This is a genomic window from Pareuzebyella sediminis (assembly GCF_008367235.1).
Taxonomy (GTDB): Bacteria; Bacteroidota; Bacteroidia; order Flavobacteriales; family Flavobacteriaceae; genus Pareuzebyella; species Pareuzebyella sediminis.
The window spans coordinates 632,511-647,855 of record NZ_VTZS01000003.1 but is presented as its reverse complement, the minus strand read 5'-3'; the positions used below and the strand labels follow the sequence as shown (position 1 = coordinate 647,855).

The following is a 15,345-nucleotide window of genomic DNA, read 5'->3' as shown; positions in this document are numbered from 1 at the left end:
TGACAGATATCAGTTCATGAATGATATAAAAAAGGATGAAATAAAAATGATATATTTCGAAAAAGTCTCTTTAACCTAACCAAAAAATTTGAGCCTGGAAGAACTTATACGTGACTGTAAGAAGGGAAATAGGAAGGCACAAGAACAATTATACAGGAAATATTCCCGAATCTTGTTCGGCATTTGCCTTAAATATTCCCGGAACAAAACGGAGGCGGAAGATAACCTTCATGACAGTTTCATGGTTATTTTTGAAAAAATAGGGCAATTCAAGTCGAAAGGTTCCTTTGAGGGGTGGATAAAACGTATTACAGTCAACTCTGTGTTACAAAAGTACCGTAAAGAGGAGTATATGAGCGTGGTTTCTGAAAACACCGAAGAAGAGACCGAAGTAGACATGATTTATGCCGATTTGAGCTTAGATGTACTTTTGGGCTATATACAAGAACTCCCTAATAAATACCGGTTAACTTTTACCATGTATGTGCTCGATGGGTATACGCATAAGGAAATCGGGGAAATACTCGGTACTTCTGTAGGCACATCAAAATCAAATCTGGCACGGGCTCGAACCATTTTAAAAGAAAAAATCGAAACCACTAAGAACAAGGCCATTATTGGACTACTTATTTTCTTCATTTTCGAAGTCTGTACGTAGTCTTAAAAAGAAACCACACCTAAGACATTTATAATGAGTAAGAAAAACATTGATAAATTCTTTCAAGAGAGGTTCAAGGACTTCGAGCAGGTTCCGGATGAGAAAGTCTGGAATGCCATCGAGGCGTCCTTGAACGGAAAGAAAAAGAAACGCATCATTCCCCTTTGGTGGAAATTGGGGGGTGTCGCGGCCATTTTGGCCCTAGCATTGATTGCACTAAATCACTTCAATACGCACGAAGTTGAGAATGATAATTACATCATAACCGATACCCAAAAAGTGGAAGATGAAGATTCAGGCGCAAGAACCGGGAATGACAATGATTCTTTCTCAATTAAAGAGAACAGCGGGGCGGCAGTGGTAAATAGTTCTACGGATGTGAAAGAAATCGATTCCATTACCCACAGTCAAACTCCTGAATCGGTCGCGACGGGCGATCAAAATGCGCAAGAAACTCGAAGATCGTTCGTTGCTAAATCAGGTATAAGCTCTTCCGATACTCTGAATTCGAATGATAGGCGCCTTACCGAAACTAAGGGTAACGAAGGCGGGGCCATTTCAAAAACTTCGATTTCCGAAGAAGTCGTTAATAGTGATTTCAATGTCGATAAAGACCGTAACCCCCTTTCTAATCCAAATGCCCCAGAACAGTTAGAACCTTCTATTGATAAAGAAGGTGATGCCCTTGCCGCCGAATTCCAAAACGAAGCAAGGAAAAAAGAATCTAGAAAGCCCATAGTTAAAAATGACATTGAACGCAATAGTGAAGGGTCAGTGACCGGACGTGAAGATCAGGACGTAGAGGGTCCTCAGGAAGGTAAAAAGAAATCCATTCTCGAGGCCATAGCTGATGAATCCGAAGAGGAAGTCACTTCGGATGAACGTGGCGGGCGTTGGTCGGCAGGCCCCAATATAGCACCCGTCTATTTTAATGGTTTTGGTCAAGGCTCACCTGTACATTCAAGTTTTGCACAAAATACCAAATCGGGAAATACGAATTTAAGTTATGGCCTGTCAGTAGCTTATCAAGTCAATCGTAAACTAAGGGTAAGATCGGGTATTAATAAGGTCAATTATGGTTATGATACCGATGACGTCGCCTTTTCTTCGGCACTTCAAGCCTCCGCCGATTCTCAAATCAAGAATATCGATTATTCGTCCACGGCTAAAAACTTGGTCGTCAAAAGCGAATCCAATTCATTTTCAAACCTTGAATTGGCCAGCAATAATTTTGCGCTAGATGCGAGTTCAGCCAATAGCGCCTCCCGCGATGGGGTGATGGCACAGCAGTTCGGGTATCTTGAAATACCAGTAGAAATTGATTACGCCCTGATCGAAAGCAAACTAGGCTTGAATGTGGTGGGTGGGGTAAGTTCTTACTTCTTGCTAGACAATTCGGTGAGCCTAACCTCTGGGGAACTTACTACGGAAATTGGCGAAGCCAACAATATTAATACGGTAAACTTCAGTACCAATATTGGTTTCGGTGTCAATTATAGGTTCACTCCTAAAATTCGATTGAATATCGAACCCGTTTTTAAGTATCAGCTCAATACATTCTCTAATGTTTCGGGAGATTTTCGACCCTATTCCATCGGGGTCTATAGCGGCCTAAATTATAGATTTTAAGAAGTTGGTTGGTAGGCCTATAGGCAAGCTACCCTCAAAAAGCGCCCTGTTTTGACAGGGCGTTTTTTTGTCCATTACGTGCAATTAGCGCCATGGATCGAGGTCAATATTAATTATACCAATAAGTATTTATTTGTGGGCTAGCTTTGCCCACTACATTTTTCTAAAGGGCCTGTCGTTCTTATAATTGCCCCTAGGCCTTCACTCCATTCAAGGTTGCAAATGGACCGCGTTAATCTGAATTCTTTATATACAACACGTTGCTCCTTAGGCCAAAGTTCTCTTTCGTACGATTGGAGCTATCTTACCCATAGCCGAAAATAACCTGTAAGGAGTTTCTGAAATCAGAATTAGGATAGAAAAAACACCTCCCAAAATGGAGCGTCGGACATCCTTAAGATCTTTAGAAGGACAATATTCGAATCTAAAGCGTTCAACATTTTTGGATTTGGCCCGAACCAGTTCCCTCAATGGCACCCACAAATCCCTGCGGGAAGAACTGTAGCATCCAAGTTTCCCTTATTTTACTTAAGGTGCCTGTAAACGTCAAACAGTGATTCAATTCATAGCTATTTCTCCAGAAAATTTGCTTTTGCTCCTTCAAAACATATACGCTGTGGTAATTCCTAAAGTCCTATCATATACCCTTAAAAATACTTTTTATGGGGTCATTTTCCTTCTTTTTCAGTACCTTAAGACTAAACAAGCAAGAATGCCAATTTTCATCCTGAACATTAACAACAAGAAACACACTGTAGAAGTTGCCGAGGGGACTTCACTGCTATGGGTACTTCGGGAACACTTAGGGCTTACCGGAACCAAATATAGCTGCGGAATAGCCCAATGTGGGGCATGTACCGTGCATGTCGACGGAACGCCAATGAAAGCTTGCGTATTACCAGTCGATAATTTTGCCGATGGGCAAAACATAACCACAATAGAAGGCCTTTCGCCACATAGCGATCATCCAGTTCTAAAAGCCTGGATTAAAGCCCAAGTACCTCAGTGTGGGTATTGCCAATCTGGTCAAATTATGCAAGCCGTGGCCTTGCTGAATGAAAATCCGAATCCTACAAGGGAAGCTATAAAAGCGGGCATGAACGGGGTCTTATGTCGCTGTGGCACATACCTTCGAATTATCGAAGCTATAGAACTGGCGGCAAGTACCCCTAAACAAGAAAGTTAATCAATACACAAAGAAACGGCATGCCCACAACCCAAAAACAAATAGATCGAAGACAATTTTTAAAATCATCGAGCGGAGTAGCTCTTTTTATAGGAGTGTCCGGTATTTTGCCCCAATTGGTTTCCTGTAGCAACCCTGATAGGGTTCAAGAGCAAATCAGAAAGCATAAACTTACCGCCTGGGTACAATTGACCCCTGAAGGTGCGCTCACAATTTATAATCCAGCCGCGGAGATGGGCCAAGGTTCTATGACCTCCCTCCCGGTGATATTTGCGGAAGAAATGGATGCCGATTGGTCAAAGGTCAGTGTCGAATTCTCTCCGCAAGAGCCTGAAATATATGGTTCGGAGGGGTGGTCCCCGGGTAGTAAATTGATGTTCACCGTGGGAAGCCGTATTACCAAAAGTAATTACCCGCTTATGCGCAAAGCAGGGGCACAGGCCCGGCATGTGCTTATGTATTCCGTAGCAAAAAAGTGGAACGTACCTCTGGAAGAACTGAGTACCGCCATTGGTTTCGTAATGCACGAAAAAACAGGTCAAAAAATAAACTACGGCGCTGTGGTTCCATTTTTACAAATTCCTCAACACCTCCCAGATTTCACCGACGAGCAATTAAAAAGCCCGAAGGATTTCCGTTTAATAGGACAGGAGATCGCCCGTACGGAAATCCCTTCCAAGGTCGATGGTACGGCACAGTTTGCCATCGATATTCGCCTACCTAAAATGGTCTATGGTGTTTTGGAACGTGGTAAATTGCACGGATCGAAACCCAACCTTTCGAACGAGGTCGAAATTTTGAATATGACAGGAGTCCTAAAAGTAGTGCCATTTGACTATGCCATCGGGGTGGTAGCAACTACACTAGAACAGGCCTTAGCGGCCAAGAAGAAACTTAAAATTACTTGGGGCAAGGCAAAGGCTGAAGGTTACGACTCCCAAGCTATCTACAAGACGTACCTCAAACGTGCTCAAAATGAAGAGGAAGGCGAGACAATAGTAACGCAAGGCGATGTCAAGCAAAGCTTAGAGCGTGCGGCCAAAACGTATGAAAGCGACTTTAAAAATGATTACGTGTACCATGCTCAGATGGAGCCGCTTAATGCGGTTATTCAAGTCTCCGAAGACACAAAAAGTGCAGAAGTATGGGTAGGAAGTCAGCAAGGTGTTGACCCGAAATTGGGCGTGCCCGATGTTCTTGGCATTCCCCCGGAAAATGTGAACATTCATTTGCAATACCTAGGCGGCGGATTCGGAAGAAGGAGCATGAGCGACTTCGTTGAAGAGTGCGCCGTATTGGCCAAGGAGATGGCACCACTTCCTGTTAAATTGATTTGGACACGCGAAGATGACCTCACATACGGTACGTTCCGTCCCATATCTCTGCAGCGATTAAAGGCCGGTGTGGATAAAAACGGTACGATCACATCGCTTTCACATTGTATAATTGGTGACGGGGGAAATCTAGTAGCCAGTGGAGCGAGAAACGACCACTATAATATTCCAAATCAATTGGTAGAATGGCGGGAAGCAAATCACGGTATTCGACTTAAACATTGGCGTTCTGTAGGACATGGCCCAAATAAATTTGCCATTGAATGCATGTTGGACGAAATTGCTTACGGGGAAGGTATTGACCCCATGGACATCAGGAGTACATTAATGACCGGATCGCCCCGTGCCCTGGCCACCTTGAACAAGGTCAAAGAACTATCGGATTGGAATGCTCCAGCAATAGATGGAAGGGCAAAGGGCGTGGCCTTTGTAGAACATGGGTCTTTGGGAACAGGAGTGTGTGAAATATCCGTAGACCATAATTCAGGAAAAATCAAGGTGCACCAGTTTTGGGTGGCCTTAGATGCAGGAACCATTATTCAACCCGACAATGTTAAGGCCCAAATCGAGGGCGGACTCATCATGGGAATGAGCAGCGTGCTCAAAGAACGGGTAACTGTTGAAAACGGCAGGGTACAGCAGTCCAATTTTCACGACTATCCGTTGCTGCGAATGGAAGACGTACCAGACCGAATAGAAACAGCACTTCTTCCTTCAAACGAACATCCGGAGGGCGTAGGGGAAACAGCAACCCCTATGGTGGCTTGTGCCATTGCGAATGCCTTTTTTCGTTTGACGGGAAAGCGATTGAGGCACCTGCCTTTTACCCCGGATAGGGTGTTGGAGGTTTTGAGCGCGTAGCCATTGATCATTGCATGCCTCCTATATATACCTTCAAGAGGTTAGACTTTATTTTGCCAAAAGTTCACGCCAAATAACATCCCTTACCTGTTCACGGAGCTTGGCCTTATCGATTTCCGACAAATGCTGCGTATCAAAAAATGAATGTACTTTCGCTCGAAGCACTCCTGGAGACCCACTGAAAAAAGAGAACGAAAAACGTTCTTTATTGTCGTAAAAAACAATGGGTACCACAGGTATATTATGGGCAATCGCCATTTTGAAAGCGCCATCTTTAAATGTATCCAATAGAACAGTTTCATCATCTGGCACACCCCCCTCGGGAAAAATACAAATACTCAACCCTTGGTTCAAACGACGCTGGGCTCTTCGATAAACACCTGTTCTGCTTTTTGCGTCATCCCGATCAACCAATATACATACCCGCTTGTAAAAGAATCCGAATACCGGAATTTTGACCAGCTCTTTCTTGCCCACGAAGACGAATGGATTCTTAGATACACAGAGCATCAACATGATATCTAACATGCTAGTATGGTTCGCCACGAGCATATAGCTTTTGCCTTTCTCCATCTTTTCGTCGTACCTGATCTTTGGAGGGCATCCCATGCCATAAAGAATAGGAATAGCCCAAAAATTACGCGCCAACCAAAAAAATTGGGGATATAATTTCTCCGATAGTGTAAAGAGTAACAGAAAAGGGAAAAATAGGAAAATAGGAAGGGCTACCAAAATATAGAACCATACGCGATATAACGTATAGCCCACCTTTTTCAGAAATGACACCATAAAATCAAAAGTAACAATTTTACGAGGGTTTTCTGATTTCTTTTATCTTTGACCTTCTTTGAAAAATAGGCTCATGGCAAGAATTCTGACCGGCATACAAAGTACTGGCACACCGCATTTGGGAAATATTCTTGGGGCAATCGTCCCAGCAATAGAAATGGCGAGCGATCCCAAGAATGAATCGTTTTTGTTTATTGCCGATATGCATTCGCTAACACAAATTAAAAATTCCGATGAATTACGGAAAAATACGTATGCTATAGCATCTGCTTGGCTGGCTTTTGGCCTTGATATTGAAAAGACTGTTTTCTATCGTCAAAGTGATGTGCCTCAGGTTACCGAGCTAGCATGGTACTTAAGTTGCTTTTTTCCCTATCAACGTCTAACCTTGGCCCACTCCTTTAAGGATAAGGCGGATCGCTTGGAAGATGTGAATGCCGGCCTCTTTACGTATCCGATGTTAATGGCCGCCGATATTCTATTGTACGATGCCGATATTGTTCCGGTTGGTAAAGATCAATTGCAACATCTTGAAATGACAAGGGATGTTGCTTCCCGTTTTCATGCGCAATTGGGAGAAACATTTATTTTGCCTGAAGCCAAGGTACAAGAACAAACGATGTATGTGCCCGGAACCGACGGTGAAAAAATGAGCAAGAGCAGGGGTAACCTTATAGATATTTTTCAGACAGATAAGAAACTAAGAAAACAGATAATGGGCATTCAAACGGACAGCACACCCATGGAAGACCCTAAAGATCCTTCGACCGATAATGTGTTCGCTCTATACAAGATTCTTGCCTCGGTGCCCCAAATCGAAGAAATGAGCGCGAACTATCTTGCCGGAAACTATGGCTATGGCCATGCCAAACAGGAACTATATGAACTCATTGTTCAAGATTTTGGCGATGTACGGGAGAAGTTCGATTATTACATGTCCAACCTCAACGAAGTCGATGAGGCACTATCCATTGGGGCCAATAAAGCAAAAAAGGTCGCAGATTCCGTTTTGGGAAGGGTACGCAGTAAACTCGGATATTGATGACTCATACTTTGCGAATTTATATCTTATTGTTCTCGATTCAATTAGCCCAGGGCCAAACCGATATCACGACTCAAGAAATATATGACCATATCGCATTTTTAGCCTCAACGGAGAGCGCAGGGCGATATCCTGGGGGAAAGAAAAATAAGAGGGTAGTAGCATATATTGCAAAAGATTTCAAAAAGTCAGGTGTGCAGAAGGTACGGGGAACCTACCGTCAAAAGTTTAAGGCAACCTTAAGGATCGATTCCGCAAAAAAAGCTCCTGTAGTTTCTACCTTCAATGTTATAGGCACTATCCAAGGGAGCGATTCCCTCTTGAAAAATGAATACATCGTTTTAGGTGCCCATTATGATCATCTCGGATTGGGCGGACCTAGTTCTAAATCAGAACAACGACACACGGTGCACCCTGGAGCCGACGATAATGCAAGCGGAACGGCGGCTCTATTAGAAATAGCCGAGAAATTGGCTTCGGTAAAAAACCGCCTCGATCGCAGTGTGCTGTTCATTGCCTTTGGTGCCGAAGAGCAGGGGCTGTTGGGAAGTAAGTACTTCGTAGAAAATTCTCCCATTTCGATAGATCAAATAAAACTAATGATCAATATGGATATGGTGGGAAGGCTTAACGACCGACAACAGATTTATATGGGTGGGGCTGGCACTTTTCCGAAAGGGCAACAACTCATGAAAGACCTCGGAAAGGAGTCCGATTTAAATCCTGTGGTTCATGCAGGCTCGGTGGGAGGTTCGGACCATGTATCCTTCTATAAAAAGAACATCTCAGTATTGGGAATACATACGGGGGGACATCCACAGTACCACACCCCTGAAGATACCCTTGATTTGATAGACCTCGAAGGTGAGAAAATGGTCTGTGACTATATCTTTAATACCATTCTCACCTTGGCTTCTTCGGATTATCCCTTGTATTTTATTCCACAGGATTAGACTTGATTTGGCAAAGACGCTTCTTGGTCGCCAAAAAGACCCCAACGATTGTTCGGATGCCTTACTCAGAAAATAAACGCTTTTTAAATTATACGTAATCGGATTGGCTATTAATTTGTAACTTGAGATTGGTCAAAAAAACGATTAATGGAGTTTAACAGATACCGGGCTACCTGGCTTTCTTTGGGGCTATATTTTATAGTGAATACGCTGCTAGCGCAAAGCGAAATCAATGGGAAGGTTGTTGACCAACAAACAGGCGAGGCCATTCCATATTGCAACATATCAGCTAGTTCGTCTTCTATTGGCACGGCCAGTAATGAGCTCGGCGAATTTGTTATAGCCGTCGATTCCCTCCCCGCTCGATTGGTATTTTCCCACATCGTTTATGGTCAACAAGTAGTAGAGGTCACCCAGGTCTCCGATATTACCGTGGCCCTAGACCCTTATGTGGCCAATCTAGATGAGGTCGTAGTTCTTGCATCAAAGAAAGATGTCTTTGCTGAAAAATTAGTGAGGCAGGCCTATGAGAAAGCGGATAAGGCCTCGAACAGCGAACTTTACGGAAAAGCGTTCTATCGCCAAAAAACGAAAAACGGAAATAATTTCTCTGAATTTTCGGAAATCTTTTATAATATCCGTTATAATTCTAGGGGGATAGCGGACTGGAATATCGTTGAAGGGCGCTACGCCCTAAATGAAGACGCTGTTCACAACAGAAACTTTACGGCCCTCTCTCGATTATTGAGACCGTTACAGCCAAATACTGAAGAGTTAATTTTCCCTCTACACCCTGGTTTTGAAGTGTATTATGAAGTGTCTGTTTCCCAAATCATTGAAGCGGGGTCGTCCAAAATAGCCGTAGTACAGTTTCGCCCGCTCGACGATATAAAAGCCCCCATTTTCGAAGGAAACGTATACATCGATACCAATACCTATGACATTCTTCAGATCAACGGCAAAGTGGAACGGGACGATTTGAAACTATTAAAACTGAGTACCAATAACGGCTATTGGAAAGACTATACCCTTACTTATGAAATCGTGTACAAGCCCAACGGTAATACGCGATTACTCGATCATATCAAGGTTGACCAAGCGTTTGACTACTATAAAAACGATAAGTTACTTTATCATTCGATAACGACGTCGAACCTTACATTTTATGAACATTATGCCCCCGGTTCTACGCGTAGGTTGGGCGGAAAAATAACCAGGGACCGAAGTGATTGGGAGAACCTTGACGAGATTGGTTACAACCAACGCTTTTGGGCCAATAACCCCATCGTAAAAAGAACGCCGGTAGAAGAAGAGGTCATCCGCTCGTTTGAGCAAGACAATGCCTTTAGCTCCATATTTCTCAATAGTGCCGAAAACATAGCCCTTTTAGAGGCCAATTTGTCAGAAGATCCCTTTATCAAAAAATTTACCAAAAGCGTAAATAATTACAACGCCTATAACCCTATCGAAAAGGTGTTTCTTCACACCGACAAGGAAATCTTTTCATCGGGAGAACCGCTTTGGTTCAGTGCCTATACTGTTATTGGCCCCTTTCATGAACTGACGGCCGCAAGCCGAGTCTTACATGTTGATCTTATAGCGCCCGACAATGAAATAGTGCTGTCTCAAACCCATGAACTATTGAACGGAAGGGGATCTGGCCTTGTCGAACTTCCTAAAAATCTCACTACGGGCGACTACCAAATACGGGCCTACACACAATGGATGCGCAACTACGAGCCGGAATTCTTTTTCACCAAAACAATAAAAATACTGAGCGGTACATCTACTGATCGGACGGTTGTACCTTCGGAACAGCCAATTGACTTACAATTTTTCCCAGAAGGGGGCCATGCCATCGCAGGAATAGCTTCTAAAATAGCTTTCAAGGCCATCGGTGCCGACGGTTTGTCTAGATCGGTCAAGGGCAAGGTTTTCGATGCCCAAGGTCAACCCGTAACGCAAATAAACTCCCTCGATCGGGGTGCCGGTTTCTTTCAGTTATTGCCCAAAGATAGCAGTCAATTCGTAGCAGTTCTCGATGATGGCTCCAGACATCCCCTACCCAAGGTGCTCACATCAGGTTACACCATGTCAGTCAACAACACTAATGAGAGAAGCGTAAAGGTCATTGTTCAGGCCAGCCCGTCCCTAAGAGGCCAGTCTTTTTACGTTATTGGTCATATGCGCGGATACAAATACTATCAGGGTGTTTTCAATTTCGACAAGAATAACATAGTCTCCTTTGAAGTTCCAAAGCAATCAATGCCAAGTGGGGTCTTGACCTTGACCCTGTTCGATGCGGACCAAAAACCACGTTGTGAACGACCCGTTTTCGTAAATAGCGGGGAAGATTTGATTATTAATGCCAAAGTGGAGAGTCAAAACCTGAAAAAGAGGGGTAAAATCAATATGACGGTCAAGGTTACAGACGCCTATGGAAGACCGGTGAAAGGTGATTTCTCCGTCGCCGTCACAGATAAAGGACAAGTCGAAAAAAGTCAAGACGGCCAAAACATGCTGACTCAATTGTTGCTACAATCCGATCTCAAGGGAAATATAGAAGAACCTAACCAGCTTCTTAAAGACCAAAAGCGGTCGACCCTGAACCGGTTGGATTTGGTGATGCTCACCCACGGATGGCGGAAATTTCCATGGCAAGAAGTAATGGATGGCCAACTTGACCAGAAGGTCTTTTCCTTTGAAAAAGGCTTGGTATTATCAGGCAAAGCAACGAGTAAATATGGCAACCCCTTGCCCAATGTTACCTTGAATATAGTGGCCAAGTCGGGTGAGGTCCTTGGCATGTACACCGCTAAAACCGAGGTTGGAGGGAAATTTACCGTGCCCGACTTCAATTTTAATGGGGAAACCCAGCTAGGTATTCATGCCTTCGACCAGCGAGATAATAATGTTGATGTTAAGATTACGCTTGACAAAAACGTTAGAGTAGGGCCCCCGGCGCCACAGTTTACAGGCCATACTTTGGAAGCATCAAAAGCTTTTGATGATTATCTTACTCTTGCGCGTACACGCAATCGATTCAATTCATTGTATGATTTTGACTCGGTTACCGCGTTAGAAGAAGTAGTGGTTACGGAAGATTCTAAAAAATCAAGAAAAGCAAGTCCATCGACTTATGGGCAGAATCCTGACGCAACTATCTATGCAGAAGATTATATAGCAGCACAAACGGTCTTGCAATTGGTTCAGCTTTTCCCTGGGGTTTCGGTAAACGGCACAAGTGTTAGCATTCGAAATAGTGGTTCCCCGTTATGGGTACTTAACGGTATTCCTATCTACGATGAGAACCGCCCTTCGACCCAAAGTGCTTTAGTTACCGGAGGAACAGGTAGCCAAGCGCTCCCTGGTTCAACCTTGTCTATAGAACAATCTATAATGGCAAGACCGGCTCCAAGTTTTGTAACCACTATGGACACCTATACCATCGAACGTATCGAAATGTTGAGAGGGGCCTCCGCTGCCATATATGGTTCACGAGGAGCCAATGGCGTAATTCTCATCTACACCAAAAAAGGGGAAGGTAGGCCTCCGGTTCTATCCGGTGACCTGATGGTCACCGGCCATACCGCCACCAGAGCATTCTATTCGCCAAAATATTATTCCCCTTCAGAGCGACACGAAAAACCTGATTACCGCGCTACATTGTACTGGAATCCATCTTTTACGACCGACACCAATGGTCAGGCCGAAATCGAATTTTTTAATTCCGACAATGCTGAACGTTTGGAAATCGACATACAGGGCTTGACTCCCTCGGGAATCCCAGGGGCGTATTTAAAGACATTTGAGAGGTAAACGACCCTCTGGTCGGTTTTTAGGATTAGGTATTTTTGAAACTTGATGAGCCCCTGCGACAAGCTTTTACATTTCGTCGATGAAGTTCACATTTCAATGTGTCTGGAGATGGAACCAAAGGTGTACCGACCTATGGGTCGGTTTTGGTTCGAACTTTGGTTCACTACCTATGGCGAACGCAGAGCGAATAACCCTGCATTTTAGTTTTTTTCGTATCTTCTAGGAGAATTCGGTAGACATGATTCCAGTACAGCTCACACACAAGAGCCTTTTTTTGATTTCTTCGATTATACTGGTATTTATCCACCAGTTTTCAGAGGCACAGGAAGCTAACCCCCTTGAGAATATCATTGGTGGCCTAGTTACCTATGCCGATATCAATACCCCTGAAAAGGTGTACCTGCAAACCGATAAGGATTTTTACATCAATGGGGAAACCATTTGGTTCAAAACCTATGTTTTGAACGGCATTACCCATTCACCGAGGAGTAAAAGTCAAGTAGTTTACGTTGAGTTGGTCGATTCTAAAGATACAATTGTCGCACGTCGAAAACTATATACGGCATCGCTTGGTGCTTCTGCGGATATCACGCTATCTGAAGATTCTCAAGAAGGTATATATACATTACGCGCCTACACAAAGTACATGCTCAATGCGAAAGAGCCGATCTTTTTTAAAAAGCAAATTATAATTGGGGCGCAACGCAAAAACCCCAATGAAATTACGGAAACCATCTTCGAAAACGAAAAAACAGACACCCTTGAGAAGAAAGCTGTATCCTTGGGGCCTGACAAACCCATCGTACAATTTTTCCCTGAGGGAGGAGATTTGGTAACGGGAATTGAGAGTATACTGGGAATAAAAATCACCGATAAAGAAGGAAACGGTTTAGCATTGAAAGGAAAAATTTTCGATCAAAACGGCAATCTCGAATCCGTTTTCGAAAGTTACGAATTTGGCCTTGGCCAAGCCCAGTTAGCGGTGGCGCCCGATACCAACTACTACCTACGAATTCAAATCGAGGACAAGACATTCGATTACCCGGTACCGGCTCCCCTTTTGAACGGGTACACCCTTAGAGTAATGAACATGGGGTCTTATCTAAAGATAAGTGCTGCCACTAATATCGCTAACGGGCTCAGAGGCGCATTATTGGTTGGCCATCTGCGCGGCGGATTAATTTATAAGGAAATATTAAAAAAGAATGTCGAAAATAGGTATACCCTAAAATTGTTAACCTCAAAACTGCAAGACGGAATTGCACATTTTACACTCTTCACTCCCAATGGCGAACCCGTATGTGAGCGACTTACTTTTATCGAAAATGCTAACAACGCTGTAAAATTGTCGATCAAAACAGATAAGACGGACTATGGTCTACGAAACATGGTCAATGTAGACATGGCCTTGGTTGAAGATGATGGTAAACCTCTTGACGGCGATTTCTCAGTCAGCGTAGTAACACAGAAAGGGCTGCGAAAGAATCCCGAGACCATGAAAAGCTGGTTGCTACTGAATTCCGATTTGGGCGGAGTGATTCCAAATCCGAACTTTTTTTTCCAAGAGGATTTGAAGGGACGAGAATTTCTTCTTGATTTGCTTATGCTCACCCATGGCTGGCGGAGGTTTGAATGGACGTCTTTTTTAAAAGGAGGAGTACGTAAGGCATTGGATTTTCCGCCGGAGAAGGGCATTATGATAAATGGAATCACCACGGCATTCGACAATCGACACCAACCCAAAAGAGCACTGACTACCTTAAACGTATTTACGGAAAAAATAAGTCAAGAAGTAAAACAGACCAATGCGCAAGGCAATTTCAGCTTTGGCCCTTTCTTTTTTCAAGATAGCATAACGGCAGTTATTAATGCAAAGAGCTTACCTGAGAACAAAAACAGCCATAATCAAGTTTCGATTTATTTAGACCCGCCATTTCCGAAAATAAAAGTAAACGCCCAAAAAGAGCAATTCGCAAAAAGCACAACCAAAGTTTATGCCCGGCCCTACTTTATTGAAGCTCAGCGCCAAAAGATTACTGATTATAAACATGGCCCAAAGATTACCCGTTTAAAGGAAGTGGTAGTAAAATCGAAACGTAAGACCGAACAAGAACGTATTATCGAGGAACTGAATTCAAGAACATTATATGGAGAAGCTCGAAACCGTATATTTCCGGACTCCGTTCCATGGATGCAAAACGCACTAAGCATATTTGATATATTAAGAACCGTACCAGGGGTACAGGTCTTTGGCTCTTTTCCCAATCAATCGGTTCAAATAGCAGGTCTTATTAGTTTCAGGCCCGTACCTCCGCTCTTTTTAATAAATGGTATGCGTGTCGATGAAAGCTTCATAAGAACTATGCCCATCTTCGATGTTCGGTTCGTGGATGTACTTAAAGGTGCCGATGCAGCCATTTACGGAATGCGCTCGGCTGGCGGCGTAATAGCAGTTTATACCAAAACAGGAAGTGATATGCCCGTCACTCAAAAGCGGTTTCCCGGGGTGGCCAATGCCACCATTCCAGGTTTTTATAAAACAAGGCAATTCTATGCTCCGAACTATGCCCTAACCATTCCTGACCATAACAAGCCCGACTATCGCACCACTTTGTACTGGAACCCCGACGTCGCCATTAAAGGTGAAACATCATCAAGTTTGAACTTTTATACCGGTGATAGTGCCGGCACATATATCATCCGGGTAGAAGGCATAACCTCTGATGGTAGACCGGTTAATAAGCTATTCGACTTTCAGGTGTTAGAAAGCTTTCCATAACTGTGGTCTAAGAAAAGGAGGTGTAAATCCATTCGATTATTTTAGTATTCAGTTATCCATTATCCAATGTAATACGTCGCTATGCCATTGCGCGCCCCACTCTAAAAATGCCTATTTATCGCTCCTTTACCAAATCGAAATGAACAGAAGTTCACTGATATTCAAGAAAAATAAAGAACGTATCAAAACCGACCGTATAGTCGGTTTTTGATATTATTAGTTTAGCATCTATATTGATTCGTCTCGGGCAAGTTTACGTATTTCATCGACAACGTACTTTATACGTTGTCGGTCT

General features: G+C 43.5%; 9 protein-coding genes. 8 read left to right on the top strand and 1 reads right to left on the bottom strand.

Going from position 1 to position 15,345, the window contains the following annotated elements:
• Nucleotides 1–88 precede the first annotated feature (88 nt).
• The 4 genes from F2B13_RS13310 (at nt 89) to F2B13_RS13295 (ending at nt 5,668) form a co-directional block, all read left to right on the top strand.
• The gene (locus tag F2B13_RS13310) at nt 89–658 is read left to right on the top strand and encodes an RNA polymerase sigma factor (protein ID WP_149304415.1); all 570 of its coding nucleotides are present in this window, start codon (nt 89–91) and stop codon (nt 656–658) included.
• Between the two features lie 33 nt (nt 659–691).
• Nucleotides 692–2,287, top strand: a complete 1,596-nt coding sequence (locus F2B13_RS13305; protein ID WP_149304414.1) for an outer membrane beta-barrel protein — start codon at nt 692–694, stop codon at nt 2,285–2,287.
• A 712-nt stretch (nt 2,288–2,999) separates the two neighbouring features.
• The gene (locus F2B13_RS13300; RefSeq protein ID WP_149304413.1) at nt 3,000–3,473 is read left to right on the top strand and encodes a (2Fe-2S)-binding protein; all 474 of its coding nucleotides are present in this window, start codon (nt 3,000–3,002) and stop codon (nt 3,471–3,473) included.
• Nucleotides 3,474–3,493: 20 nt separating this feature from the next.
• Entirely contained in the window at nt 3,494–5,668 is a 2,175-nt protein-coding gene (locus tag F2B13_RS13295) for a xanthine dehydrogenase family protein molybdopterin-binding subunit (RefSeq protein ID WP_149304412.1), read from the top strand.
• A 48-nt stretch (nt 5,669–5,716) separates the two neighbouring features.
• On the opposite strand, the gene F2B13_RS13290 is transcribed toward F2B13_RS13295, so the two are convergent.
• On the bottom strand, nt 5,717–6,457 hold the full coding sequence (locus F2B13_RS13290; protein ID WP_149304411.1) for a lysophospholipid acyltransferase family protein: 741 nt from the start codon (nt 6,455–6,457) through the stop codon (nt 5,717–5,719).
• 73 nt (nt 6,458–6,530) lie between these two features.
• On the opposite strand from F2B13_RS13290, the gene trpS reads away from it, so the two are divergent.
• The 4 genes from trpS to F2B13_RS13270 all read left to right on the top strand — a co-directional run bounded on the left by trpS (nt 6,531) and on the right by F2B13_RS13270 (nt 15,050).
• Complete coding sequence (trpS, locus tag F2B13_RS13285) at nt 6,531–7,499, top strand: tryptophan--tRNA ligase (protein ID WP_149273865.1); 969 nt, start codon at nt 6,531–6,533, stop codon at nt 7,497–7,499.
• Nucleotides 7,499–8,452, top strand: coding sequence for a M28 family metallopeptidase (locus tag F2B13_RS13280; protein ID WP_149304410.1), 954 nt, complete (start codon nt 7,499–7,501; stop codon nt 8,450–8,452). The genes trpS and F2B13_RS13280 overlap by 1 nt, the downstream gene beginning before the upstream one ends.
• Nucleotides 8,453–8,599: 147 nt before the next feature.
• A complete protein-coding gene (locus tag F2B13_RS13275; protein WP_149273860.1) occupies nt 8,600–12,271 on the top strand; it encodes a carboxypeptidase-like regulatory domain-containing protein in 3,672 nt (1,223 codons plus the stop codon).
• Nucleotides 12,272–12,509: 238 nt separating this feature from the next.
• The gene (locus F2B13_RS13270) at nt 12,510–15,050 is read left to right on the top strand and encodes a TonB-dependent receptor plug domain-containing protein (RefSeq protein WP_149304409.1); all 2,541 of its coding nucleotides are present in this window, start codon (nt 12,510–12,512) and stop codon (nt 15,048–15,050) included.
• The last annotated feature ends 295 nt before the right edge of the window (nt 15,051–15,345 follow it).

Bases quoted from the DNA above. Each gene is read 5' to 3' on its own strand.
- F2B13_RS13305 (WP_149304414.1), top strand. From the start codon at position 692: ATGAGTAAGAAAAACATTGATAAATTCTTTCAAGAGAGGTTCAAGGAC.
- F2B13_RS13300 (WP_149304413.1), top strand. From the start codon at position 3,000: ATGCCAATTTTCATCCTGAACATTAACAACAAGAAACACACTGTAGAA.
- F2B13_RS13295 (WP_149304412.1), top strand. From the start codon at position 3,494: ATGCCCACAACCCAAAAACAAATAGATCGAAGACAATTTTTAAAATCA.
- F2B13_RS13290 (WP_149304411.1), bottom strand. From the start codon at position 6,457: ATGGTGTCATTTCTGAAAAAGGTGGGCTATACGTTATATCGCGTATGG.
- trpS (WP_149273865.1), top strand. From the start codon at position 6,531: ATGGCAAGAATTCTGACCGGCATACAAAGTACTGGCACACCGCATTTG.
- F2B13_RS13280 (WP_149304410.1), top strand. From the start codon at position 7,499: ATGACTCATACTTTGCGAATTTATATCTTATTGTTCTCGATTCAATTA.
- F2B13_RS13275 (WP_149273860.1), top strand. From the start codon at position 8,600: ATGGAGTTTAACAGATACCGGGCTACCTGGCTTTCTTTGGGGCTATAT.
- F2B13_RS13270 (WP_149304409.1), top strand. From the start codon at position 12,510: ATGATTCCAGTACAGCTCACACACAAGAGCCTTTTTTTGATTTCTTCG.